Genomic DNA, 24803 nt, shown 5'->3' on the forward strand with positions numbered 1-24803 from the left:
CATCCCCGACCGTTACATCGAGCAGGGCCCCCAGCCCCGGCTCCGCGCCGACCTGGGGCTCGACGCCGCCGGCATCGCCGCCGCGGCGGAAGGATTTCTCGCTGCCAAGGGGAAACCGGCGCTTTCCCTGGTGAAATGATGAACGTAGGGGCGAACCTTGTGTTCGCCCGTTTTTCCGCATCACATCGGCGAACACAAGGTTCGCCCCTACACAAGCATCAATGAAAGGAAGTACCTGTTAATGCGTTTTCCCCTGCGACTCAATTACGACCTCACCCGCTACATCATCTCCAACAAGATGCAGAAGATCGAGAAATACCCGCTGGTCCTCATGCTGGAGCCGACCCACCTCTGCAACCTCGCCTGCTCCGGCTGCGGCCGCATCCGCGAGTATGCCGACACCATCCAGGAGATGCTCTCCCTCGAAGAGTGCCTCCGCTCCGTGGACGAGTGCCCGGCCCCCGTCGTCACCATCACCGGGGGCGAGCCGTTCCTCTACGCCCACATCTACGAGCTGATCCCCGCCGTGCTGGAGCGGCGAAAGCACATCCAGCTCTGCACCAACGGCCTCCTGCTGGAAAAAGCGCTGGAGAACATCACCCCCCACCCCAACTTCACCCTCAACGTCCACATGGACGGGCTGGAGGAGACCCACGACCGGCTCCTGGAGCGGAAAGGGACCTTCAGGATCGCCATCGAGGGGATCCGCAAGGCGAAGGCGAAGGGGTTCCGGGTCTGCACCAACACCACCATCTTCAAGGATACCGACCTCGTGGAGATCGAGATGCTCTTCTCGCTCCTGACCGACCTCGGGGTGGACGGCATCCTCGTGGCGCCCGGCTTCGACTACGAGGCGGTCGGCGAGGACCTCTTCCTCCAGCGGCGGGAGATCGAGAAGAAGTTCGCCGAGGTCTACCGGATGAGCAAGCGGTTCCGCTTCTGGTCGACCCCGATGTACCTGCGGTTTCTCAAGGGGGAGAAGCAGCTCCAGTGCACCCCGTGGGGGAACCCGACCAGAAACCCCCACGGCTGGAAGGCCCCGTGCTACCTCATCACCGACACCCACTACCCGACCTACAGGGAGATGATGGAGAAGACCGACTGGAGCAAGTACGGAGTCGGGCGCGACGAACGCTGCGCCCAGTGCATGATGCACTGCGGCTTCGAGCCGACGGTGGTCAACGAGATCGGCAAGAGCTGGAAGGACATCCTGGAGATGGCGATCTGGAACTTCACCTGACCGGGAGATTCTCTCGGGAACAACAAAAAGGGGGCGACCGCTGCGGCAGTCGCCCCCCTTTTCTTTTTGTCCTGCGGCACCAGCCATCAGGCCACGCGGAACCCCCGCACCATCTGCTGGAGCTCCTCGGCGAGGCGCGCGAGCTGGGCCGCCGATTCCGACGACTGCTGGGCGCCGGCGGCGGTGTCATGGACCACCTGGGTGATCTGCATCATGTTGCTGCTGATCTCGCCGGTGGTGGAGGTCTGCTCCTCGGCGGCGAGGGCGATCTGGCTCACCTGCATGGTGACGGCGTTGACCTGGGCGAGGATCTCCTCCAGCGTCGCGCCGGAACGGGCCGCCTCCCGGGTCCCCTCTTCCACCTGGCGCACCCCTTCCACCATGGAGGAGACCGCCCCCCTGGTCTCCTGCTGGATCATCCGGATCATGTCGCTGATCTCTTTGGTCGCTCGGGTGGTCCGCTCGGCCAGGGCACGCACCTCATCGGCGACGACGGCGAAGCCGCGCCCCTGCTCTCCGGCCCGGGCCGCCTCGATGGCGGCGTTGAGCGCCAGGAGGTTGGTCTGGTCGGCGATATCCTCGATGGTGCCGACGATCTCGCCGATCTGGTCGCTGCGGGAGCCGAGGCTCTCCACGGTCCGGGCCGCGGAGGTCACCCGCTCGGCGATCCGGTTCATGACCGTGACGGTTTCCTGCACCACCTCGGCGCCGCTGTCGGCCGAGCGGCTGGCGGTCCCGGATCCGTCGGCCAGGGAAACGCAGTTGCGGGCGATCTCCACGCTCGTGGCGGCCATCTCCTCGCTGGCGGTGGCGACGGTCCCCGCCAGACCGGCCATGTGCCCGGCCCCGTCGGCCATCTGGCGCGAGGCCGACTGCACCTGCGCCGCCGCCGCAGCCACCTGGGCCGCGTTCAGGGCCACCTGGCCGATGATCCCCTGGAGTTTTTCCACGAAGGTATTGAAGGAGCGGGCGAGGGCCCCCGCCTCATCCTCGCGGTCGATCCTGATCCGCCGCGTCAGGTCCCCCTCCCCTTCGGCGATGTCGTCGAGGCTTCCGATCACGCGGCGCAGGGGACGGACGATGCCGAGCCCCACCGAAAACGCCAGCGACAGGGTAAAGCAGGCGAAGAGGAAGGTCCCCCCCAGCACCCACCAGCGGAGTGTCGCCATCTCCTGTTTCACGTCGTCAATGTAGATGCCGCTGCCGAGCACCCACCCCCACGGGTCATAGAGCTTGACGTAGGATATCTTGGGAACCGGCTCCTCCGACCCCGGTTTCGGCCAGAGGTAATCGACGAACCCCGCCCCCTTCTCGCGGCAGGTCCTGGCGAATTCGACAAAGAGCCGCTTTCCTTTGGGGTCCTTGCTCTCGGAAAGATCCTTGCCGTCAAGATCCGGTTTGATCGGGTGCATGATCATCCGCGGCGCGAGGTCGTTGATCCAGACGTACTCCTTCTCCTTGTAGCGCAGGCTCCGGAGATCGTCCATGGCCCGCTTCTGGGCCTCCGCCACCGGCAGCTCTCCGCTCTTCGCCTTCTCGCCGTAACGCTCGATGGTGTGGAAGGCGACCTCCACCGCACTCTTGGTCGCCTCCTCCTTCCCCTCCATCAGCTTCGCCTCTATGCGGGGGAGGAGAAAAAAGACGACGAGTCCCGCGATGAGCGCCACCGTCACCGCCGAAAGGGTCATCACCTTCGGCATGATCCCCCAGTTTCTGTACCGTTTGATCGTCATGAGCATCTCCTTGCTGCCGCGGCGGGAATTGCCACCTGCCCGGTCCCGGCGCCGGACGGCGGCGTCTGTACAATACTCTTCGGCAGCATGGCCTCGAACTTTAGGATTTTAGAACGGTATTGCATTTTACGCACACGTTAACGGCTCCGAAACGCGGAGAGCGGCGCGCCGGACGCGCCGGCGACCGCTCTCCACCAGCGGTACGTGTTTAAAATTGGTGCGGGGTCCTTACCCCTTGCGGGCCACGAGGACAAGGATGTCGGAGGAGAGGGGATCGAAGGGGGTGGCGGAGTAGCCGGCCGTTGCCTCCCGGGAGGTGAAGCCGGCGGCCTCCACGAACTCCATGAGGCGTGCGGGACCCACGGGACGCTGGTGGGCGGTGAAAATCTCCGTGACCGCCTTTCCCCCCTCCCTGGTCACCGCGACGATGTTGAGATCGATCACGTCGCCGCGGTGGTGGAAGACCCGCAGGAAGGTGAGTTCCCGCCCGTCCTTCTCGGCTACGGCGGCCGGCATGATCCGGAGCTTCTCCGCCGCCAGCCGGTCCCAGTTGAAGATGTTGATGACACAGACCCCCCCGGGGTTGAGGAGGGCGTACATCTCGCGGAGCGCTCTTGCCACGTCGTCGTCGGTGGGGGCGAGGGTGAGGGAGTTGCCGACGCAGATCACCGCGTCGAACCGTTCATCCTCCCTGAAGGCGGAGGTCAACTCCGTGAAGGAGGAGACCCGCAGGTTCACCGTCACCCCCGCCGCCACGGCGTTGGCCAGGGCCGCCTCCACCATCCGCGGCGAGAGGTCGGAGCCGTAGGCGGCACACCCCAGGCGTGCGAAGAGGATCGGGTGACCGCCGGTGCCGCAGGCACAGTCGAGGACCGACCTCACCCCGTAGCGGGCGACGAGCTCCCGCCAGAACGGCTCTTCGCTCCGGATCCGCTCCTCGCGGGGAAACATGAGATCGTAGGCCTCGGAAAAATCGTTGAAAATCGTCATGGCGCGCTCCTTTTCCGCGGCACCAGCAGCCGCACGATGTCGGCCACCATCCCCTCCCGCAGGGAGTAGCAGACCCGGACTCCCTCCCGCCGGTGTTCCACGATGCCGTGCTCCTTCATGACCTTCAGATGCTGGGAGACCACCGCCTGGGGCATGCCGAGGCATTCCCAGATCTCCTTCACGCAGGCGCAGCCGCCGGCAAGCCCCACGGCGATCCGCAGCCGCAGCGGGTGGCCGAGCACCCGGAGGAGGGAGGCCTCCTGTTCGAAATCCCCGTCCATCAGATTTCCAGGGTGTAGCCGACGTACGCCGGGTGAAAGCGGCCGGGAAACTCGTGGGCGAGCCGGGCGGCGGCCGAAAAACCGGTGCAGTGGCTTCCGAGGATCTTCCGCACGTCGAGGCGCCGCAGCGCCGCCACCGTCTCGTCCAGCTGCCGCGGGGAACAGAAGCCGAGATGGGTCCCGCCGATGACGGCATGGATGTCGGTGATGCCGGTGGCCTCCCGCGCCCAGTCGATGGTGTTCACGACCCCGGCGTGACAGCAGCCGAGCAGGAGCACGAGCCCCCGCTCCGTCCGGATGATGAGCGACTGGTCGTCGCGGATCGGGTCGGGGTGGCACCCGGCCTCGTCGCAGGAGAGGCCGGCGTCCCCCGCCTCGAAGGGGTTAACCCGCGGGACCTCGCCGGTGAGAAGGAGACCGGGGCCGATCTCCCGGCACTGGTCCGAGAGGGAGAACCGCACCCGCTGCCCCCGGAGAAACTCTTCGTCATAGGGGATGCCGACGGAGACCCGCTCCCCCGTGTCCCGGCCGACGTAGCGCCGGGCGAAGACGCCCGGGTGGGCCAGGACCTCCTTCGGACCGCAGCTCCGCACCAGCGGCCAGAGGCCCCCGGTGTGGTCGTAGTGCCCGTGGGAGAGGACGACCCGCTCCACCCGGTGGAGGTCCCGGTGCATCCGCTGGGCGTTGTGGAGCAGCGTCCCCCCCTGGCCGGTATCGAAGAGAAGCGCCTCATCCCCCCGCTCCACCAGGGCGGCGAAGCCGTGCTCTCCCATGGTGCCGGAGACCGGTCCCACGGTGTTGTCGCAGAGGATCGTGATCCGACCGCTCATTTCGAAGGGCATCCCTTCGGGAAACGCGGCACCCCCAGTTTCTCCAGGATGGTGATCATGGGGCACCAGTTGGTGAACCCCGACTGGAAGAGGTTAAGCCCCACGAAGGCGGTGAACCAGAGCCAGTTCAGATTCACCTTCACGGCCAGGACGACCGAGAGGAGGATGAAGGTTCCCGCGATGATTCTGAGCATTCTGTCGATGTACATCTTCTTGTTTCTCCTTGTGCACAGGTAGGGGCGATCCTTGTGATCGCCCTCTTGTCGGGCGGATCCAGGATTCGCCCTACAGATTGGCCAGCACCCGCTCCAGCTTCTGCCGCACGAGGCCGGCCAGTTCGGTCAGCGCCGGGTTGCCGATGAGCCCGAGGGCGGCCACCGGGTCCATGACCATCACCGCCGTGGCGCCGTCGTCGCCGGTGTAGACGCAGACGTTGCACGGAAGGAGCGTCCCGATCCCCAGCTCCCGCTGGAACGCCTCCCAGGCCATGGCCGGGTTGCAGGCGCCGAGGATGACGTAGTCGCGGAACTCTTTGCCTAGCTTCTCCTTGAACTTCCCCTTCACGTCAATCTCGGTCATGATGCCGAACCCTTCCTTTGCCAGCTCCTCCCGGACCCGGGCCACGGCCTCGGCGTAAGGGATATCGACGGTCTTGCCGAATGCGTACGATGTCGTCAGTTCCATGGTAACCTCCCTGTCCCTGTAAGGCGATCCCCGTGATCGCCACCGCGGCGGGCGAATATGAAGATTCGCCCTACGATTCCATGAGCTCCGCCACCTTCCGGGCCACCTCGCCGGTCAGGACCGCGCACCCCCCCCGCCCCTTGGCGTTGGGCATGGCGACCCGGCAGCAGGCGGCGCCGTACTCGTGCCTGAACCAGTCGTGCAGCCCCTTGGTCAGCTGCTTGACCCTGCGCTTGTCGTCGGGAAGGGCGAACCCGAAGGCCATGGTGCCGCCGGCGACGGCGCCGCAGACGCACCCCACGCCTCCCCCGCCGCCGAAGCCGGCCGCCGCCCGGACGATCTCCTCCGGCATGCCGTCGAAGAACTGGTTGCGCGCCGCCATGAACACCGCCTCGGCGCAGTGCATCTTTCCCGAGCGGTAGAACCCTTCCGCCTCCATCCCCACCTTTTCGCCCACCGTCTCGGCGGTGGGGTTGTCTTTCTTCTGCCAGAACATGAAAACCTCCAGTTTTCCATTCGTGTAGGGGCGAATCTTGTATTCGCCCTCGTTATTGCCTCAATCCAGGGCGATCACAAGGATCGCCCCTACGTCGCCTTCCGGTGCCGCTCCTTCCACGACTCCACCAGATAGTAGAGGATCGGGATCGTCACCCGCGAGAGGGTGGTGGAGGCGATCTCGCCGAACATCATCGCCAGGGCGAGCCCCTGGAAGATCGGGTCGAAGACGATGACGAAACTCCCGACAACGACCGCCGCCCCGGTGAGGAGCATCGGCCGGAACCGCACCGCCCCCGCCTCGATGATCGCCTCGTCCAGGGGGAGCCCCTCCCGCCGCTTCATCTCCGCGAAGTCGATGAGGATGATGGAGTTGCGGACGATGATCCCCGCCAGGGCGATGAAGCCGATCATGCTCGTGGCGGTGAAGAAGGCGCCGAAGAGGGCGTGCCCCGGCAGGATCCCGATGAGGGTGAGCGGAATCGGCGCCATGATCACCAGCGGCGTGGTGAAGTCCTTGAACCACGCCACCACCAGGAGGTAGATCAGGATCATCACCGCCCCGAAGGCGAGCCCCAGGTCCCGGAAGACCTCGTAGGTGATGTGCCACTCCCCGTCCCACTTGATGCCGGGGCGCTCCTCGCTCCAGGGCTGGCTGGCGGCCCGCTGCTCGATGTGATACCCCCCGGGGAGCCGGATCTTGTCGATCTCCGGCTGCATCTTGAGGATCGCGTAGACCGGCGCCTCGATCTTACCGGCCACGTCACCGGTGACGTAGACCACCCCCTTCAGGTTCTTGCGGTAGAGGGTCTTCTCCTCCGTCGTGGTGGTCACCCGCACGAGCTGGGAGAGGGGGACGTTCCCCCGGGGGCCCGGCACGTACAGGGAGGAGAGGGAGTCGATGGAGCTGCGCTGGGCCGTCGGGAGCCGCAGATTGATCGCCACCGGCTCCTTCTCCCGGGGGAGGTGGAGAATCCCGGCATCGGCCCCGCCCAGGACCATCCGCAGGGTCTGGGCCACGTCCTCCGCGGCGACGCCGGAGAGGGCCGCCTTCTCCCGGTCCACGGCGAAAGTGACCTTCGGCTGGTCGTCCTCCACGTACCAGTCGGTGTCGACCACCCCGTCGATCCGCCCGTAGATCGCCTTGATCTGGCGGGCGATGGCGAGCCGCGTCGCCTGGTCGGGGCCGTAGACCTCGGTGACCAGGGTCGAGAGGACCGGCGGCCCCGGCGGCACCTCGGCCACCTTGATCCGGGCGCCGTAGCGGTCCGCCACGGCTTTCAGCAGCGGCCGGATCCGCCTGGCGATGTCGTGGGACTGGTCCCGCCGCTCGCTCTTGGGAAGGAAGTTCACCTGGATGTCGGCGACGCTCGGCCCCCGGCGGAGGTAGTAGTGGCGCACCAGGCCGTTGAAGTTGAAGGGGGCGCTGGTGCCGACGTAGCTCTGGAAGTCGGTCACCTCGGGGACCGTCCGGAGGACGTCGGCCATCTCGGCGGTCATCCTGGCCGTATCCTCCAGCGGCGTCCCGTCGGGGGCGTCGATGATCACCTGGAGCTCGTTCTTGTTGTCGAAGGGGAGCATCTTGACCGTGACGAGCTTGAAGTAGATAAGCGAGCAGGAGACGAGCAGCAGCAGCACCACCCCGGCGAGAAAGCCGTAGCGGAGCCGTTTCCGGTGGATCAGCGCCCCCATCCCCCGGCGGTAGAAGGCGGTGAGGCGCGACTCCTCGGCTGCCGCCTCGCTCCCGAAGTGGGACTCCCCCTTCATGAGCCGGAAGGCGAAGTAGGGGGTGACGATGAAGGCGATGAACATGGAGAGGAGCATCGCCATGGAGGCACCCACCGGGATCGGCCGCATGTACGGCCCCATGAGCCCCCCCACGAACCCCATGGGGAGGATGGAGGCGATGACGGCGAAGGTGGCGAGCACCGTCGGGTTGCCGATCTCATCCACGGCCCGGATCGCCGCCTCCAGGGGTTTCAGCCGCGTGGTGGTGAAGTAGCGGTGGATGTTCTCCACCACCACGATGGCGTCGTCAACGAGGATCCCGATGGAGAAGATCAGGGCGAAGAGGGTGATCCGGTTCAGGGTGTAGCCGATCAGGTTGAAGACCAGCATGGTGAGCGCCAGGGTCACCGGGATGGCGATGGCCGCCACGGCCCCGGCCCGCCACCCCATGAAGAGGGCGATGAGGATCGTGACCGAGATGGCCGCCAGGAACATGTGGAAGAGGAGCTCGTTGTTCTTCTCCTTCGCCGTCTCGCCGTAGTTGCGGGTCACCGTTACCCGGACGTCGGAGGGGATCACCTTCCCCTTCATGAACTCCACCCGTTTCAGGAGGTCGTCGGCCACCCAGGTGGCGTTGGCCCCTTTGCGCTTGGCGACGGAGATGGTGACGGCGGGGTAGCTTTCGGCCCGGTTGATTTCCCCCCCACCCTTGCCCTCCCCCCAGCGGGGGGAGGGGGGGGCCGCCGGGCCGAGGCCGAACAGAACGTACTCCTTCGGCTCCGCGGGGCCGTCGACGACGCTCGCCACGTCCCCCAGATAGACCGGCCGCCCGTCATGGACGCTCACCACCAGCCGCCGTGCCGAATCGGCATCGGCCAGGAATCCGCCCCCGTCGACGAGGAATTCCCGGTTCCCGGCGGCAAAGGAGCCCGCTTGCAGAGAGGCGTTCCCCTGCCGGATCGCCCCCGCCACCTGGAGCGGCGAGAGGCCGTAGGCGGCAAGCCTGGCCGTGTCGAGGCGGACCGAGAGCTGGCGGGGGAGCCCCCCCTTGATCTCGGTCTCCGCCACGTTCTCCCCCTTCTTCAGCTCGTCGCAGAGCTCCCGGGCCACGTGACGGAGCTGGGAGGGTTCGACCCGGTCGGACCAGAGGGTGAGGGCCAGGATCGGCACGTCGTCGATGGATTTGGGGACCACCAGCGGCTCCCCCGCCCCCGGCGGGAGGAGCCGGCGGTTCTCCATCACCTTGTTGTAGAGCTTGACCAGCGACTTCTCCATATCCTCGCCGACGAGGAACCGGACGGTGACGAGTCCCATGCCGGGGCGGCTCATGGAGTAGACGTACTCGACCCCCTTGATCTCCCACATCTTCTTCTCGAAGGGGACCACCACCCGCTCCTCCACCTCCTTCGGCACCGCACCGGGCATCGGGAGATAGATGTCGATCATCGGCACGACGATCTGGGGCTCCTCTTCCCGCGGGGTCACCAGCACGGCGTAGAGGCCGAGGAGGAGCGACGCCATGACGATGAGCGGCGTCAGCTTCGAGTCGATGAACGCCCGTGCGATCTTTCCGGCAAAGCCGAGCTTGGTCATTGGATCCTGGCCCCTTCCGTCACCTTCTCCACCCCGCCGGTCACCACCCGGTCGCCGGCCGAGAGCCCGGAGAGGATCTCGACCCGCTCACCGACGGGTTTTCCGCACTTCACGAGCCGCATCCGGGCGATCCCCCGCCCGTCCACCACCCAGACCGAGGTAAGGGCTCCGCGCTCCACGACCGCCCCCTTCGGCACCACAATCCCCTGCCGTTCCCCGGTGGGGATGAAGACCCGGCCGAACATCCCCGACTTTAGCCCCGCCCCGGCGAGATCGATCTTGACCGTGAAGGTCCGGCTCCCGGGGTCGGCGGCGGGGACCACCTCGGCGACCCGCCCCGTGGCGGCGACGCCTCCCCCCTCGATGGCGACCGGGACCCGGGCCCCCACCTTCACCCGTCCGATCCCGGATTCGGGGACCGCCGCCTCCAGCCGGAAGCTCCCCCCCTCCTCCACGGTAAGAAGGGGCGTCCCCGGAAAGACGGTCATCCCCCGCTCGGCCTGTTTGGCGGTCACCACCCCCGCCAGGGGGGAGGTGATCCGGGTGTACCCCGCCACCACCCCGGCGGCCCGGGCACCCTCCCGCGCCGCGGCGAGCCGGGCGGCGGCCCGCTCCACCGCCTGGTCGGCCACCTCCTTGTCGGCCCGGCGGTTGTCGAATTCCTGACGGGTAACGGCCTGCTCCCGGTAGAGATTCTCGTAGCGGGCGAAGGTGGCGGCGGCAAGCCGCTGGCGGGCCCTTCCCTCTTCGAGCCCCCGCTCCGCCTCCGTCGCCGCGGCCCGGGCGCTGGCCGCCTGGGCCGCGCTCTCCGCCGCGTCGAGGGTCACGAGGAGTTTTCCCTTCCCGACCCGGTCCCCCTCCTTGACGAAGACCCCGGCGACGGTGCCCGGAAGGCGGGCGGCGATCACCGCCGCGTTGCGGGCCCTCACGGTCCCCACCGCCTCCATCCCCTCGGGAATCGGCGCCGCGGCCACGGTTTCCGTCGTCACCCCGGTCACGACGGCCGGCGCAGCCGTCTCCTTCGCCCCTTCCTTCCCGCCGCAGCCGGCCATTGCCAGCAGGGCGGAAAGGAGCAGGACGTAGCGTTTTCCTCTGATCATTTATTCATCTCCTTCAGAAAGAGGCCGGCGGCGTGGTAGACCCGCGCCGTCGCCAGCTGGTGATCGATCTCCCGCTCCACGAGGCCGGTCCGCGATCGGTTGAAGGCGGTCTGGGCGTCGAGGAGTTCCACCATGGTGGCGAGCCCCTCCCCGAACCGCTTGTTTACGAGCCGCATCCCCTCCTCGGCGGCGAGATAGGCGTGGCGAGCCACCTCAAGGCGCTTCCCGGCCTCGGCCCGGCGCAGCAGGCTCTCCCGGACCTGCAGAGCCACCTCCTTGCGGAACTGCTCCAGGTACTGGGCCGCCGCCTCCCGGCTGGCCCGGGCCCTTCCCTGGTCGTTGCTTCGCCTCATCCCGTCGAAAAGCTCCCAGCGGAGCGTCACCCCCGCGTTCCAGGCGTCGTTGTCGCGGCCGAAGGGGATATCGCGGTCGTTCATCTGCCAGGAGGCGCCGGCATAGAGGGTCGGGAGCCAGGCGCTGGAGGCGAGACCAACGGCGGCGTCGGCCCGCTCGACCCCCGTCGCGGCCCCCTTGAGGTCCTGGCGGTTGGCGAGGGCCTCGCGCACGAGCTCCTCCTCCTGCATCCGGAGCGGCTCCCCTTTGATCTCTTCACGGATATCGAGGGATTCGCCCGCCCCTCCGCCCACGGTGAGGGCAAGCCGCAGCTTGGCGAGTTTCAGGTCGTTCAGGGCGGTGATGTCCCGTTCCTCCGCCTCGGAGAGGAAGGTGCGGGCCCGCAGCTCGTCCGACTTGAGCCCCGTCCCCCCCTCGCTCCGGGTGTGCGCCAGCCGCAGGTGCTCCCGCGCCTCCACCACCTCCTTCTCGGTGGCGTCGAGGACGGCCCGCGCCCGCTGGACCGCCAGGTACGAGGCGAGAACGGCATACCCCACATCCTCCCGGCGGCGCTCGAAGAGGTATCCCTTCTCCTGCGCCTCCCGCTGGGCCATCTCCCGGCCGTAGCCGATGCCGAAGTCGACCAGGGGCTGCTCCAGGGAGAGCATCGTCCGGAAATCGGTTCGGGTGGCGGGGGAGTTGAGGTTGGCGAGCTGGAAGTCGTCCTGGGTGAAACGTCCCTGGTCGAGCTTCATCATGAAGGTACGGGTCGGGGAGTTGGAGGCGGCGAACGCCTCTTCGGCGGTGATCCTGGGGAGATAGCGGCTCATGGTCGCCGCCGCGCCGCGCTCGGCGGCCTCTTTCTCGTAGGCCGCGCCGCTGACGAGGTGGTTTCGCTCCAGCGCCAGCACCAGGGCCTCCCGGAAGCTCACGGCGGCCTCGGCGGCCTCGGCGGCGGTGGTTGCCAGCAACAGCAGAGAGAGCAGAACAAGGGGACGAATCACGGGACCTCCTGACATGGGGCGCAGGGAGCAGCTAAATCTCCCCTGCCGCATATATGGTTTGATATATATATTCACCACAGAATATTGTCAACGGTAAAAGTATAGCGCAGGGCGGTTTTTTTTCAGGGGGTTGGGGCAGAGAGCACGCAAGACGTCCGAAGCGGGGAAATGCATTGACAAAGAAGAGGGGTCGCCAGTAGACTCGACCGCGCCAAAGAGGGGGAGGGCTGGAGTGCTCATCACGGAAAAGTGGAAGAAAAACCTCAAGACGATCCTCTCCCTCGACAGCCATCCGGGGCATATTGCCGCGGGCTTTGCGGTGGGGGTCTTCATCAGCTTCACCCCCTTCTTCGGCATCCATACCCCCCTCGCCATCGCCGCGGCATTCCTGCTGCGGATCAACAAGCTCACCTGCATCACCGGCGCCTGGGTGAACACCCCCCTTACGGTGGTGCCGGCCCTCGGCCTGTCGTACAAGCTCGGCCGCCTCGTCCAGGGGCTCCCCCCCCAGCACTTCCGCATCGGGGGGCTGGAGTGGCGCCACCTGGAGGGCCATGCCACCTCGCTTCTCATCGGCTCCTCCCTCCTCGGTTTTGCCGCGGCCCTGGTCGCCTACGCCGCCTGCTACTGGCTCGTGGTCCGCTTCCGGAGGCGGGACGAAACCCTCGCCACCATCACCGAGGAAATGGAAGAGGTGGGAGAAGAGCTGGAATGAAAAAAGCGGGGAATTCCCCGCTTTTTTGTGCCGCGTTACCCGTGGCAACTCGTGCCGACCTCCCGGCAGCCTATTTCCCAAGAAACGGATTGAGGACCTGGTAGCAGACGTAGGCCATGACGGCCGATGCCGGGATGGTCAGCACCCAGGCGACGAGAATCCTGCCGGCCACGTTCCAGTTCACCGCCGTCAGGCGCTTGGAGAGACCGACGCCGAGGATGGCGGAGGTGATGACGTGGGTGGTGCTGACCGGCATCCCGATGGAGGAGGCGCCGAGGATCACCCCGGCCGAGGCGGTTTCGACGCAGAAGCCGTGGACCGGTTGCAGCTTGACGAAGTCCTTGCCGACGGTCTTGATGATCCGCCACCCCCCGGCAGCAGTGCCGAACCCCATGGCCACGGCGCAGGCGATCTTGACCCAGGTGGGGACCACGAAGGCGGAGAGGGTCCCGTAGCTCACCAGGGCCATGGTGATGACCCCCATGGACTTCTGGGCGTCGGCGGTGCCGTGGGAAAAGGCCATGAAGGCGGCGGAGAGGACCTGGAGCCGCCGGAACTGCTTGTTGATGGCGTGGGGGGCGGTACGCCTGAAGCTCCAGAGCATGACAACCATGACAATGAAGCCGAGGATGACGCCGGCGATGGGGGAGAGGATCAGGGAGAGGACGATGTTTTCGAGCCCCTTCCAGTGCAGGGCGCCGGCGCCGGCGTGGGCGATGACCGCCCCCATGAGGCCGCCGATGATGGCGTGGGAGGAAGAGGCGGGAAGGCCGTAGTACCAGGTGATCAGGTCCCAGACGATGGCGCCCAGGATGCCGGCCAGCACCACCATCTGGGTGACATTGGAGGCATCGACGATCCCCTTGCCGATGGTGGCGGCGACCTTGGTGGAGATCATGGCGCCGGCGAAGTTGAGGAGCGCCGCCATGACGATGGCCGAGCGGACCGACAGCGCCCGGGTGGAGACGCAGGTGGCGATGGCGTTGGCGGTGTCGTGGAAACCGTTGATGTAGTCGAACGCCAGGGCCGCCCCGATGACCAGCACCAGCATCAGGAGCATGACGTCAGGCATTTTTCACCACCACGCTTTCCAGGATGTTGGCGGCGTCCTCGCACTTGTCGGTGGCCCGTTCGAGGGTCTCGTAGATCTCCTTCCACTTGATGAGCTGGATCGGGTCCTTCTCCTCGTCGAAGAGGCGGCTGATCGCCTCCCGGCAGACCCGGTCGGCCTCGTTCTCCAGGGCGTTCACCTCCACGCAGTGCTCGGCGATATGCTCGAACTTGCCGCCGAGGTGGGCGACCGCCTTCTCCACCGCCTGGCACGACTGGAGGATGATGAAGGCGAGCTCCTTCGCCTCCGAGGTCGGCTTCTCCACGTTGTACATGATGAAGCGGATCGCCGAGGCGTCGATCAGGTCGATCATGTCGTCCAGGGCCGATGCCAGGGAGTAGATATCCTCCCGGTCGAAGGGGGTAATGAAGCTCTTGTTCAGCTTCTGGATGATGTCGTGGGTGATGGCGTCCCCCTTGTGCTCAACCTCCTTGATCCGGCGCTGGGATGCCTGGGGGTCGTCGAAATTGTCGAGCATATCCTTAAGAAGACGTGCCCCCTCCGTGATGTTGGCGGACATCTCCTTGAACATGGTGAAAAACTTCTCTTCCTTCGGGATCAGACCGAACATCGAAACCTCCGCGGTGCCGACGGCAACCGGCCGCCGGAATTGATATGTCAAGCGGGAGAGACATACCATATCTCACCGCCGATTCCTACGGAAAATGTTACAACTGCGTGTCGCCCCCGGCAACGACACATCCCTTTTCACTTGATTTTACGCGCCCGTTGCTCTACCGTGCCGGGGTTTACGCCTACCATGGAGGTCTTTCATGAATCCGCTTCACGCCGCTGTCCTCGGTACCCTCCAGGGGCTCACCGAAATCCTTCCGATCAGCAGCTCGGCGCACCTGATCCTGCTCCCCTGGTTCCTCGGGTGGCCCGAATCGGGGCTCACCTTCGACGTGGCGCTCCACGTCGGCACCCTCATCGCCCTCTGCCTCTACTTCCATCGCGACATCGCCGAGCTGGCGGTGAATTTCCTCTCCGGCGCGGCGACCGGATTCCGCTCCTCCGCCTCCCGGCTCCCGCTCTACATCATCGCCGGCACGGTTCCCGCCGCCATCGCCGGCAAGACCCTGGAAGAGCCGATCGAGGCGCTGTTCCGGAGCAACCCGGCCTTCATCGCGGCGTTCCTCATCGGCTTCGGCCTGCTCCTCGCCCTCTCCGACACCCTCGGAAGCAAGCGGTTGCGCATGGACCGGATCGACCTCAAGGCGGCCCTCTTCATCGGCCTGGCCCAGTGCCTCGCCCTGGTCCCCGGGGTCTCCCGCTCCGGCATCACCATCACCGCGGCCCTCTTCGCCGGCTACGGCCGCGACACGTCGGCCCGCTTCTCCTTTCTCCTCTCGCTCCCGATCGTGGCCGGCGCCGCCATCCTGAAACTAGGCCATCTTTTCAGGGACGGCTTTCCCGCCGGCGAGATGCAGCCGATGCTGATCGGCATCGCCACCTCCGCCGTCGTCGGCTACGTATGCATCGCCCTGCTCCTGCGGCTCGTCCAGCGCCACTCCCTCTACCCGTTCGTCTGGTACCGCATCCTGACGGGAGTGGCGGTGCTGGTCTACCTCTTCGCGAAATAGCCCGACAAAAAGCCGCTTCTCATTATCCGGCATTTATGCTAGAGTCCTTCCGCCCGACGGGACGGCAACTGCCGAATATGGGATAAATGCAAGGGGGAAGGGAATGGGAGGGGGAATCAAGGAGTGGCCCGAGGACGAGCGGCCCCGGGAGAAGCTGGTGCGCCGCGGCGCCGGCACCCTCACCGACGCGGAACTGCTCGCCCTGATCATCCGCACCGGCGACTCGGTGACAAAATGCAGCGCCATCGACCTGGGGCGGGCGCTTCTGCAACGTTTCGGCGATCTTCGCACCCTGGCCGGCGCCACGGTGGCGGAACTCTGCGCCGTCAAGGGGATGGGGACGGCCAAGGCGGCCTCCGTCAAGGCGGCGCTGGAGATCGCCTCAAGGATCAACTCCGACCGCTTCATGGTCTGCAGCGACCGGTTCACCTCTCCGGAACAGGTCTACAACCACTACCACTACACCCTGCGGGACCGGCGCAAGGAGTACTTCCTGGCGCTGCTTCTCGACGGCAAGAACCGGATCATCCGGGAGGTGCAGGTCTCAGAGGGCTCCCTCAACCAGAGCATCGTCCACCCGCGGGAGGTCTTCAACCCCGCGGTACGCGAATCCGCCGCTGCGGTGATCCTCGTCCACAACCATCCCACCGGCGACCCCGCCCCGAGCCGCGAAGACCTGGAGATCACGCGCCGTCTGCGGGAGGCGGGGGACCTGATGGGAATCAAGGTCCTCGACCACATCATCGTCGGCGACGGACGGTTCACGAGCTTCGTCTCCCAGGGGCTCCTCTGACTTAGCGCAGATACTTCCGGATCCCCGCTTCCAGCCGCTCGGGCTCGAAACCGAACACCGCCGGCCAGGGGCTGGCGCAGATGTTCTCTTCCACGAGCATCAGGATCTGGTCCATGGTGATCGGAAAGAACGAAAATCCCTGCAGGAGCGGCACCACCATCTTCATGATTCCGAGGGGATTGGGGATCTTCGCCACGTGCCCCTTGCCGAGGACCCGGCCGATGGTGTCGAGGAGATCGTTGTAGACGATCCGCTCCGGCCCGCACAGCTCGTAGGTCTGGCCGACCGTTTCTGGCATCTCCAGGGCCAGGGCGAAGCAGCGCGCCACGTCGTCGGCCGAGACCGGCTGGAGGCGGTACTTCCCATCCCCGATGACCGGCACCGCGGGATAGCCCTTGATGTAGCCGGCCAGCTTGTTGACGAAGTCGTCCTTCGGCCCGAAGACGATCGACGGCCGGAAGACGGTCCAGTCGAGCCCCGACCCCCTTACCTCCTCCTCGGCCCGCCATTTCGTCTGGTGGTAGCGGGAGGTGGCATCGGGCCTGGTCCCGAGGGCCGACATCTGGAGATGGCGCCTCACGCCGGCGCGCCTCGCCGCCACCACCACGTTGCGGGTCGCCTCCACGTGGAGCTTTTCGAACGTCATCCCCCGGCCGGGAAACTCCCTGATGATCCCCACCAGGTTCACGGTGGCGTCGCACCCCGCCACCGCCGGCGCGAAGCTGTCGAGGCGGGTCACGTCACCCTCCACCTGCTCGACCCCCTGCTCCATGCCGTCTTTGCGGCGATGCACCAGAAGACGCAGCGTGTGGCCGCGCGCCAGCAGTTCCCGCCTCAGATGCCCCCCCACAAAGCCGGTCCCTCCGGCAAGAAAAATTTCCATGGCGTCCCCTTTCGCAGCATGGCACGTGGTGTGCTTACCCCGCAAATTGTAGCGCACGAACCGTCGATTGCCAGCAGATCGTATACAAGACCCTTGTGCTCGGCAGGCTCGTGTGTTAATAGAGTATCATTTTAACGCACCATAGGAGGAGACAAGACCATGACCGACCAGGGAAATGTCTGCTATACGTTCGAAGCCGCCGTGGAGATGGCGATCAAGATGGAAGAGGAAGGGTTCCGTCATTATCTGGACGCAATCCGCCAGGTGAAGCAGAAGGGAGCCAAGGAGATCCTCAGGGAGGCCGCCCTCGACGAGCTCGACCACAAGTGCAGCCTGGAGAAATCGCTCCTCGAAGGTCAGATGGCGGGGGGCGACACCCTCACCAGACAGATCCCGACCATGAACCTTGGCTACGTCCTGGCGAAGAAGGAGCTGAGCTCCGGTTCGGACACCCGAGAGGCCCTCGCCTACGCCATCCATCTGGAGAAGGGGTCCATCGACTTCTACAAGCGGATGGCCCAAGGGTGCGCCGGTGCGCCGATGGGAGGGATCTTCGAGAAGATGCTCGCCGACGAGACCAAGCACCTGCAGGCGCTGGAAGACATGTACGAAGAGCACTTCATGACCGAAAACTAGCTGGCGAAACGCGGCTTTTGCGCAATCTCTGCGTTGCGCTTCAAAATCCCGCGGAGGCGTACCGAGGGGTACGCCTCCGCGGGATTTTTCGCGCGCCTTGACCTTGCGAAAAAGCCACGTTTCGCAGTTCGGTGGTTGTTCGGAACAAAAAGGGAAGGGGCATCGAGCCCCTTCCTTTTTTAATGCGTTGCGTCCGTGGAGAATCAGACGATTTCGAGGAGCTTGATCTCGAAGACCAGGTCGTGCCCAGCCAGGGGGTGGTTGGCGTCGAGGGTGACGTGGGTGTCGGTGAGGGCGGTGACCGTTACGTTGAACACGTCTCCTCCCTCCTGGGTCACCTCGTACTGGTGCCCCACCTCCGGCTCGGCTCCTTCGGGGAGAAACTGGCGCTCCACCTCGGCCACCATCTCCTCCATCCGCTCGCCGTAGGCCTGATCCACCGGGATCGTCACCGTCCTGCTCTCGCCGGGGCTCATCCCGATGACCGCCGCCTCAAAGCCGGGAATCACCTCCCCCTGGCCGATGGTGAACTCCATCGGCTCCCCCCCCGGCTCGGAAGAATCAAACATCTCGCCGGTGGTGAGTCTGCCGGTATAGTGAACCTTCACGGTGTCCCCCTGCTTCGCCTGTGCCATGGTATCAGTCCTTTCAATTGGTTAATGGTCAGTCAATCCGGCCGACTATAGCAAAGGAGGACGGAACAATCCACGGTATTCTCACCCCTTCAGCTGAAAAGCCACCTTGAGCACCACCTGGTACTCACTCACGGTGCCGTCCTCAGTCACATGTCCCCGGATGTCCTGCACCTCGAACCAGGAGAGCTTCTCCAGGGTCTTGTGGGCCTTGCCGACGGCCGCCTGGATCGCCGCCTCGATGCCGTTTTTCGATACGCCGATCACCTCCACCTTCTTGTAAATCCTGTCTTCGCCGTAGCTCATGGTCCCCTCCTCCATCTGTTTTTACACAAGGGTACCACCTCATGACGGCGTGTAAAGGGAAGGATGCAGCACAGAGAACGAGCGCTGAAAGCTTCTGATGTTGTTGTTTATCAATTCGCCCCTCTAAGAACAAAAGGCCTGCGTGTAAGCAGGCCTATTTTACAGTGCAAAATTTCAATGAGTTATCTTAACCTTAGTGATTTTTTCATCTTATGTTTATCGTCCATCTTTGACGCAGTATTCATATCTTGCTCAACAAGGAGTTTTGCCGTATCAGATCGTTCAGCCTTAACCTCCCAGTAAACCTTATGGTTGCATCCGGCTACGTTCATAACCCCAAATGCGTAAATAGAGAACTGCCCATCCTTCACCTCAGAAGCCGCAACGGAACATAATATCTCGTTTGGCTTCTCAAACTTCGGCGTAAGCAGAACTGTCCTATTCTCTTGCCTTGTCAGCGCCTCAAAGTACGCAGGAAGTGTAACAACGGCCACGCCGTTATCAAGCTTGACTTCACCCCGATAGTAAACTCCTATTTCCGGCCCTTCCAAGCTAGAATGAACGAGGCGCTTGTTCTCGTCATTGTAACGGGGATCTTTGATATCAAAATTTTTAACGCTCGCATTCAACGTTCCATCAATCCACACATCCTGCGCGGAATACAGGTTCCCCGTTGCTATCAGTTCCCGCAACGTTAGATCAGTATAAAATTTGGCGTCTCTGGCATAATTCAAATCAGGAATTTCATCAGAACGGTCAACCATTTCAAATCCCCAGCCCGCGCGGAACGTTAACTCGGCAGTTTGATATCCGTTACCGACAAAACCAATCCCCCCTAAGAGAAGGTCGGCAGTATTCGGAGTGTTGGGGTCAATAACTGAGCCATCGGTCGTACCCATCATGAGAAGCCCCTTGCGGGTGGTGATGTTATAATTCCCGGAGAGCTGGACATTACCGTTCACGTCGATTTTTGCAGCCGGCGTGGTGGTACCGACTCCCAAATTACCGTTGACGACAAGATCGCCATTTGCCGCATAGAGATTTGTCGCGGCAATCAGTATACCGGAAATAAGCAAAACTAGTGTTTTCATAGATGCCTCCATATGATTTAATAACTAATGCACTATTGGCTTATGAACAAATCTTTCATTACGCTTGCGCCGGAATTTATCGTAAACTGATTCCCCGTAAAGGTGGTAACGCCTATTTTATTCGAGTAGCCACAATCATAACCTCCATCAATGGTTATCGACTTAGTAATAGTGAGCCCTTCGGCCAGTGATGTGCTTTGTATCTGAATAATATCACCATCCACAGCAGCGGCGTATGCCTGCTGAAGAGTCGGGTAATAAAGCGGGGTTGCACGCGCAATCCGCACAGGCTGGTTCTGGCAGACAGTTACAGAAATAAAACTAATCTTTTGCAGTGTTGTTGAACCGTTCGCATTCGTTGCAGTCAAGGTAACCGTATAAGACCCCGGTGTGCTGTAAACATGCGACGGATTCTGCAGAGTGCTCTTCGTGCCATCGCCAAAGTCCCACGACCATGAAGTAGCATTCTGAGAAAGATCGGTGAAGTTTACTATAAAAGGCCCACTGCCCTGGGTAGGTGACGCAGAGAAATTGACCACAGGAGTTAAGCTATCAAATGGTGCTAAAACTAAAGTATCAACATTTAGAGTTATCACACAGCTTCCCTTGCCAGTGCATAGGCCTCCGCCCCAACCTCCAAAAGAAGAACCATTACTTGGAGTAGCAGTCAAAGTTACAACTGTTCCTGTTGGGAAACGGCTGTACCACCAAAATACGGAACTCACGTCAGTAATATTACCAGCTGGGGAACTAGTCACTATTCCGGTGCCTGATCCGTTCTTGATAACATTAAGGATAGGCAGCACCCCAGTACCATCCACAGACACATTTAATATCGCAGTATTTGTATCATTAGACGGGATACTAATGATTGCGCTCTTTGCTCCGGTCGAGATCGGTGAGAAGGTAACCTGAACGGTGCAGCTTGCGGCGGAACTCAAGGTCTTTCCTGAACAGCTGTCAGTCGTCATTTTGAATTCTGCCGGATTGGTCCCCGTAAATGTTATCGAGCCGATAACCAAATTCGCAGAGCCGGTGTTACTGATGGTGAAGGTATGCGATGAAGACGTGGCATTAACATACCCATTTCCGAAGCTATCCGCAGTCGGTGCTATGGATATGGTCGGTGTGGCTGCAATCTTGGCGATCAGCTTGCCGTTGAGATAGATATAGTCTGCGAGGAAATTCCCATTCCCGTCATTTTCGCTAATGGCATGTCCTGCCTGGTCGTTGTGGTATACGGTAGCATTACCGTTTGTCGTCTTGATTACCCGCTGACCGTCACCGTCGTAGGTGAAATCCGCAAGAACAACGCTGCCCGACCTATAGCTGGTCAAATTGTCGAGGCTGTCGTAGATGAGGGTGTAATTGGTTCCCTGCCAGATACCGCCAGCGAGCAATCCTTCCCCACTATAATTGTAGGAAGCTGGCTCTCCGCCACTGGCGGAAGCGACCCGATTGCTTGAGTAACCGTAGCTTGTGGAGATTCCGGCAACGGTCTTGGTGGTCCGGTTGCCGGTTGCGTCATAAGCGTAGGAACCGCTCCCCCAGGCACCGTTGAAGGTGGTCAGCCGGCTCAGGCTATCGTAGCCGTAGGTCTGGTTTTTTGTGGCATCCAGGGAGTTGGTGTAGGAGGTAGTGTTGCCGCGCGAGTCGTAGCCGTAGCCTACACTCAACGCGCTCCCGGCGGTGATTGAAGTGGTCAGATTACGGGAGTTGTAACCGAATGAGGAACTGATGCCGTTGGAGAGGGTCAGCGATGTGGGCAGACCAGCGGTGTTGTAGCTTATCGACGTGACACTGCCGCCAAAGCCGGTAACGGAAGTAACCTGGTTGTTGCCATTGTAGCCGTAGGTAATTGTCCGGCCGCTCGGATAAGTGATGGTGGTTATGTTGTCGTTGCCGTCGTAACTGTAGCCGGTGGTGTAGCTTCTGCTGCCGATTGTTTCACTTTTCTGGGTCTGGCGGTTGGCGCTGTCGTAGGTGTAGGTCGCCGAGCCGTCCGGATAGATCATGGAGGTCCGGTTGTTGGCGTTGTCATAGCCGAAGGCAGTGTTGTTGCCGTTAGCGCTGATTGAAGTCAGCCGGTTGATGTTGTCGTAACCATAGGCTGTGGAGCCGGAGGCATCAGACTTGCTCGTCAAGTTGCCGACATTGTCCCGGCCGTAGGTAATGGTGCCAGTTTCGGGATTGGTCTCTGAGGTCAGGAAGTTCTTCTTGGTTGCGTCGTAGCCGAAGGAACGGGTGATGCTTCCCTGGGTGATGCCAGTGACGTTCCCCTGGATGTTGCGGGTATAGGTGGTCGTGTTGGTCGCCTGGTCCCGGACACTCATCAGGTACTTTTCGCCGGGGTTACCGAAGGCGTTGTAGGTCAGGGTGACCGTGCCGGTAGTTGTTTCGTCGGTGATAGTGACGTTGCTGTTGCTGTAGGCGTAGTTGATGGTGGTAGTGTCTTTGTGGACAACCTGTCTCACCCGGCCGAAATAGTCGTAGTAGACCTTGTCGCCGATGTTGGAGTCTTCGTAATCTTTGCTGCCGTAAGGGGTATAGGCGATGGTCGTGGTTACTCCCCGGCTGTCGCTTGAGCCGGACGGCCGGCCGAAGCCGTCGAAGGTGTAGTCGATGGAGTAGCTCCCCCGTGTCTCCTTCCGGTAAGAGCTGTCTGCCGGGTAGGAGATGCTGGTGGCATTGCCGATGGGCGGGGTTTTGCTGGTGGGGCGGAGGTTGCCGTCGTAACCGAAACTGGTGGTGTAGCTTCTGCCGTTGGTCTCGTTGGCGACGGTGCCCGTGGGATTGATGACGCGGGAGATGGAATAATAGTTGTTGGTTTCCCGTGAAATCTGGCCATTGCTCCACAGGTACGAGATGGCATGGTTGTTGGAGTCGGTTACCGAAGAAAGATTGCCGCTGGTGTCGTAACCGTAGCTGGTGGTTACTCCGTCCTTGGTGAACTGGGTGACGTTGCCGCTGTTGGCATCGTAACTCCAACTGATTGCTTTTGTTCCACTGAAGCTGCCGGTCACCGTTTCGGTAGCGGGCCTGTTCTTGACGATGTTTTTTGCAGTGTTTGGGGGCCAGTAGGTAAGGGCCGTGGATCTGTTGCCGTCTCCCTGTTCGCTTATAGTCTGCGGATTGCCGTAGGTGTCGTAATTGCTGTAATTCGTGGTGTAACTCTTGCCGTCGCGGGTGATTGTCTTGGAGGTGAGCACGGGAGTAAAAACCCCGGAATCCGCAATCAGGAAGCCACCAGCACAATAGTTCAAGTTGCTGATTTGCTGATTCGACACTGCCGCGGCGCTCTTCGACCAATTGAATGTTTCCGCCAAGGTCTGCCCGCCGACGTTGAAACTCTTGCTAGATGGCAGTCCAACTCGCCAGACATTACCGCTTGTAGTGTTGCCCCACCCGTAATAGGTGTATGTTTCCGTACCGCCGGGAACCGTTATGGTTGTGACATCTCCGTTTGCCCCACCGGAACTGTAGCTGTACGTCCAGGTACCAGAAGTGATGCCTCTACCGGATACCGTTTTCTGTGAGATAACACGAAAGGCAGGGGTACATCCGGCTACCTTGAAGGTGGTGTTGGCATAGGTATAGTTGACTATCCCTCCAGAGGGATACGTAACCTGAGTCAGTTCATAGGTGCTGTCGTAGGCATACTGCCAAGGATTACCGGTCGGCAGGTTTACCTGGGTCAGCAGGTAGATGCCGCTAAGACTGGCTCTAGTGTCATATTGATATGTAACCGTGTAGGTATCATAGGTGAAGTTCTTTAGTGTTCCGTCAGTATTGTAAGCAAAAGTTATGGTTCTACCGGTTGAATCGATTATTTTGTCTATAACAGGACCGAGTGCCAAGTATTTGTATTGTATATCGATCTTGGCGTTACGCGCAGCGTTCTGGATCTTGGTGACTTGGGCCACATCTTTGTTAGTGTTAGTATTTGTCGTGCTGTAGCCGGCAACTTCATTGCTAACAGTGTACACCTTGCCCTCGGGAGAGGTAACCTCCCAACTTCCCATGTTGTAGTAATTAGGTGACTGGGAACCGATAAACTTGAGAATCCAGTAATCCTTGCTGATCATCCGGGTTCTATCGTTAGGGTCAGCAAAGAAATTCTGCTTCGTGCCATCGGGTAACTCGAAGACAGGCGTAAGTCCCCAGCCTGGAGGATAATTCAATGCAGAAAAGTTAGGTGGATTGCGCAGGATGCCCATGCTGATCGCCCAGCCGATGCCCAGAGGGCTCTTGTCTTTCTTGGCAATCAGTTCCGGGAACGACGTATTGTCAGTTCGACCATAAATAAGGCTGTTGTAGGTACGCATTATGGCCAGGTCCAAGCCGCCATTGCCCGGCAGATGGAGATCAGTCTGCACCAGGTACAGATTGCCCGAAAATGGATCAATGTGTTCATTGACCGCTTCGATCGGCGGGGCATCCTGCTTTACTCGCTGATCGTAAAATGGATCAGTGTCAAACGCAAAAGCATTGCCAGTTAATAGTACATAACATACTGCAATAGATAAAAATCTGATCGCTATTCTCACAGCAACCTCCAGGTGTAAATTCTTTATTGAATAGAGAGAGTTTTTCTATTTCTCATCCATGAATTTAATATCAGAAAAAGATTCACCACTGAAGTTTAATATGATGTCGTCAATGTGAAGCTAACCCTCATGGTGTCACAGCTAAATCCGGGTCTACATATCGGCAATGGTTTGCTCAGAGCAAGAAGCCTCGATTTACTATTTATTAGTGTGAGTCTTGCCAGTTGTCACCTAGCAATAAATTTAATATTCTTGAGATCATCCGGGTTCAACGCCTCTTGAAAAACCCAGTATACAGACTTGGTTATTTTTTCGTTGGGTTTAAGTATTGATTCAACAATTAAATAATTGGCAACGCTGTCAATGTATATACCGCTGCTGATCTTATTGTTATAAGATAAATAATATCTGCCTATATTATATTTAGTGGGCAAATTGGAATAATTTATTATTTCAATTTTAGCATATACATATGTCAGTTTGTCTACTCTTGAG

At 61.7% G+C, this 24803-nt stretch carries 23 protein-coding genes; 5 read left to right on the forward strand and 18 right to left on the reverse strand.

Translation table 11 applies throughout. The features are described 5' to 3' along the window. Window positions 1–241: 241 nt before the first annotated feature. Complete coding sequence (hpnH, locus tag M6689_RS07425; protein ID WP_298269737.1) at window positions 242–1240, forward strand: adenosyl-hopene transferase HpnH; 999 nt, start codon at window positions 242–244, stop codon at window positions 1238–1240. 86 nt (window positions 1241–1326) lie between these two features. Here the strand turns inward: hpnH and M6689_RS07430 are convergent, their stop codons facing one another. The 10 genes from M6689_RS07430 to M6689_RS07475 form a co-directional block, all read right to left on the reverse strand. Continuing rightward, window positions 1327–2973, reverse strand: coding sequence for a methyl-accepting chemotaxis protein (locus M6689_RS07430; RefSeq protein ID WP_298269739.1), 1647 nt, complete (start codon window positions 2971–2973; stop codon window positions 1327–1329). Between the two features lie 228 nt (window positions 2974–3201). Then, on the reverse strand, window positions 3202–3963 hold the full coding sequence (locus M6689_RS07435; RefSeq protein ID WP_298269741.1) for a class I SAM-dependent methyltransferase: 762 nt from the start codon (window positions 3961–3963) through the stop codon (window positions 3202–3204). Next, window positions 3960–4244 carry a metalloregulator ArsR/SmtB family transcription factor gene (locus M6689_RS07440; RefSeq protein WP_298269743.1) on the reverse strand — a complete coding sequence of 95 codons (285 nt, stop codon included), beginning with the start codon at window positions 4242–4244 and terminating at the stop codon, window positions 3960–3962. Before M6689_RS07440 ends, M6689_RS07435 begins: the two co-directional genes overlap by 4 nt. After that, entirely contained in the window at window positions 4244–5074 is an 831-nt protein-coding gene (locus M6689_RS07445) for an MBL fold metallo-hydrolase (protein ID WP_298269745.1), read from the reverse strand. The genes M6689_RS07440 and M6689_RS07445 overlap by 1 nt, the downstream gene beginning before the upstream one ends. Beyond that, a complete protein-coding gene (locus M6689_RS07450; protein WP_298269747.1) occupies window positions 5071–5283 on the reverse strand; it encodes a DUF2892 domain-containing protein in 213 nt (70 codons plus the stop codon). The genes M6689_RS07445 and M6689_RS07450 overlap by 4 nt, the downstream gene beginning before the upstream one ends. Before the next feature lie 76 nt (window positions 5284–5359). Beyond that, window positions 5360–5758 (reverse strand): DUF302 domain-containing protein, encoded by a 399-nt coding sequence (locus M6689_RS07455; protein ID WP_298269750.1) that lies wholly within the window; start codon window positions 5756–5758, stop codon window positions 5360–5362. Between the two features lie 70 nt (window positions 5759–5828). Then, window positions 5829–6254, reverse strand: coding sequence for a C-GCAxxG-C-C family protein (locus tag M6689_RS07460; protein ID WP_298269752.1), 426 nt, complete (start codon window positions 6252–6254; stop codon window positions 5829–5831). A gap of 89 nt (window positions 6255–6343) precedes the next feature. After that, window positions 6344–9574, reverse strand: a complete 3231-nt coding sequence (locus tag M6689_RS07465; RefSeq protein WP_298269755.1) for an efflux RND transporter permease subunit — start codon at window positions 9572–9574, stop codon at window positions 6344–6346. Next, window positions 9571–10674, reverse strand: a complete 1104-nt coding sequence (locus tag M6689_RS07470) for an efflux RND transporter periplasmic adaptor subunit (protein ID WP_298269758.1) — start codon at window positions 10672–10674, stop codon at window positions 9571–9573. Before M6689_RS07470 ends, M6689_RS07465 begins: the two co-directional genes overlap by 4 nt. Then, entirely contained in the window at window positions 10671–12011 is a 1341-nt protein-coding gene (locus M6689_RS07475; protein WP_298269761.1) for a TolC family protein, read from the reverse strand. The genes M6689_RS07470 and M6689_RS07475 overlap by 4 nt, the downstream gene beginning before the upstream one ends. 232 nt (window positions 12012–12243) lie before the next feature. Here M6689_RS07475 and M6689_RS07480 point away from each other — a divergent pair, with 232 nt between their 5' ends. Continuing rightward, entirely contained in the window at window positions 12244–12726 is a 483-nt protein-coding gene (locus tag M6689_RS07480; RefSeq protein WP_298269765.1) for a DUF2062 domain-containing protein, read from the forward strand. Window positions 12727–12796: 70 nt separating this feature from the next. Here M6689_RS07480 and M6689_RS07485 read toward each other — a convergent pair whose 3' ends face one another. Continuing rightward, a complete protein-coding gene (locus M6689_RS07485; RefSeq protein WP_298269768.1) occupies window positions 12797–13798 on the reverse strand; it encodes an inorganic phosphate transporter in 1002 nt (333 codons plus the stop codon). Continuing rightward, the gene (locus M6689_RS07490) at window positions 13791–14408 is read right to left on the reverse strand and encodes a DUF47 family protein (RefSeq protein WP_298269770.1); all 618 of its coding nucleotides are present in this window, start codon (window positions 14406–14408) and stop codon (window positions 13791–13793) included. Before M6689_RS07490 ends, M6689_RS07485 begins: the two co-directional genes overlap by 8 nt. A 202-nt stretch (window positions 14409–14610) precedes the next feature. On the opposite strand from M6689_RS07490, the gene uppP reads away from it, so the two are divergent. After that, complete coding sequence (uppP, locus tag M6689_RS07495) at window positions 14611–15420, forward strand: undecaprenyl-diphosphatase UppP (protein ID WP_298269772.1); 810 nt, start codon at window positions 14611–14613, stop codon at window positions 15418–15420. A gap of 103 nt (window positions 15421–15523) precedes the next feature. Beyond that, complete coding sequence (radC, locus tag M6689_RS07500) at window positions 15524–16213, forward strand: DNA repair protein RadC (RefSeq protein WP_298269774.1); 690 nt, start codon at window positions 15524–15526, stop codon at window positions 16211–16213. Between the two features lies 1 nt (window position 16214). Here the strand turns inward: radC and M6689_RS07505 are convergent, their stop codons facing one another. Further along, window positions 16215–17096 (reverse strand): complex I NDUFA9 subunit family protein, encoded by an 882-nt coding sequence (locus tag M6689_RS07505; RefSeq protein WP_298269776.1) that lies wholly within the window; start codon window positions 17094–17096, stop codon window positions 16215–16217. 159 nt (window positions 17097–17255) lie between these two features. Here M6689_RS07505 and M6689_RS07510 point away from each other — a divergent pair, with 159 nt between their 5' ends. Beyond that, on the forward strand, window positions 17256–17732 hold the full coding sequence (locus M6689_RS07510) for a ferritin family protein (protein WP_298269779.1): 477 nt from the start codon (window positions 17256–17258) through the stop codon (window positions 17730–17732). 203 nt (window positions 17733–17935) lie between these two features. On the opposite strand, the gene M6689_RS07515 is transcribed toward M6689_RS07510, so the two are convergent. The 5 genes from M6689_RS07515 to M6689_RS07535 form a co-directional block, all read right to left on the reverse strand. After that, window positions 17936–18367 carry a peptidylprolyl isomerase gene (locus M6689_RS07515; protein WP_298269782.1) on the reverse strand — a complete coding sequence of 144 codons (432 nt, stop codon included), beginning with the start codon at window positions 18365–18367 and terminating at the stop codon, window positions 17936–17938. An 81-nt stretch (window positions 18368–18448) separates the two neighbouring features. Further along, window positions 18449–18670: a dodecin gene (locus tag M6689_RS07520; RefSeq protein ID WP_298269785.1), complete on the reverse strand. Its 222-nt coding sequence runs from the start codon at window positions 18668–18670 to the stop codon at window positions 18449–18451. Window positions 18671–18852: 182 nt separating this feature from the next. Continuing rightward, a complete protein-coding gene (locus M6689_RS07525) occupies window positions 18853–19761 on the reverse strand; it encodes a hypothetical protein (RefSeq protein ID WP_298269788.1) in 909 nt (302 codons plus the stop codon). Between the two features lie 32 nt (window positions 19762–19793). Continuing rightward, entirely contained in the window at window positions 19794–24308 is a 4515-nt protein-coding gene (locus M6689_RS07530) for a choice-of-anchor D domain-containing protein (RefSeq protein WP_298269791.1), read from the reverse strand. A gap of 227 nt (window positions 24309–24535) precedes the next feature. Continuing rightward, a partial coding sequence (locus M6689_RS07535; RefSeq protein ID WP_298269793.1) for a hypothetical protein occupies window positions 24536–24803 on the reverse strand: 268 nt, incomplete at its 5' end.

This window comes from Geobacter sp., assembly GCF_027327745.1.
Lineage (GTDB): Bacteria > Desulfobacterota > Desulfuromonadia > Geobacterales > Geobacteraceae > Geobacter.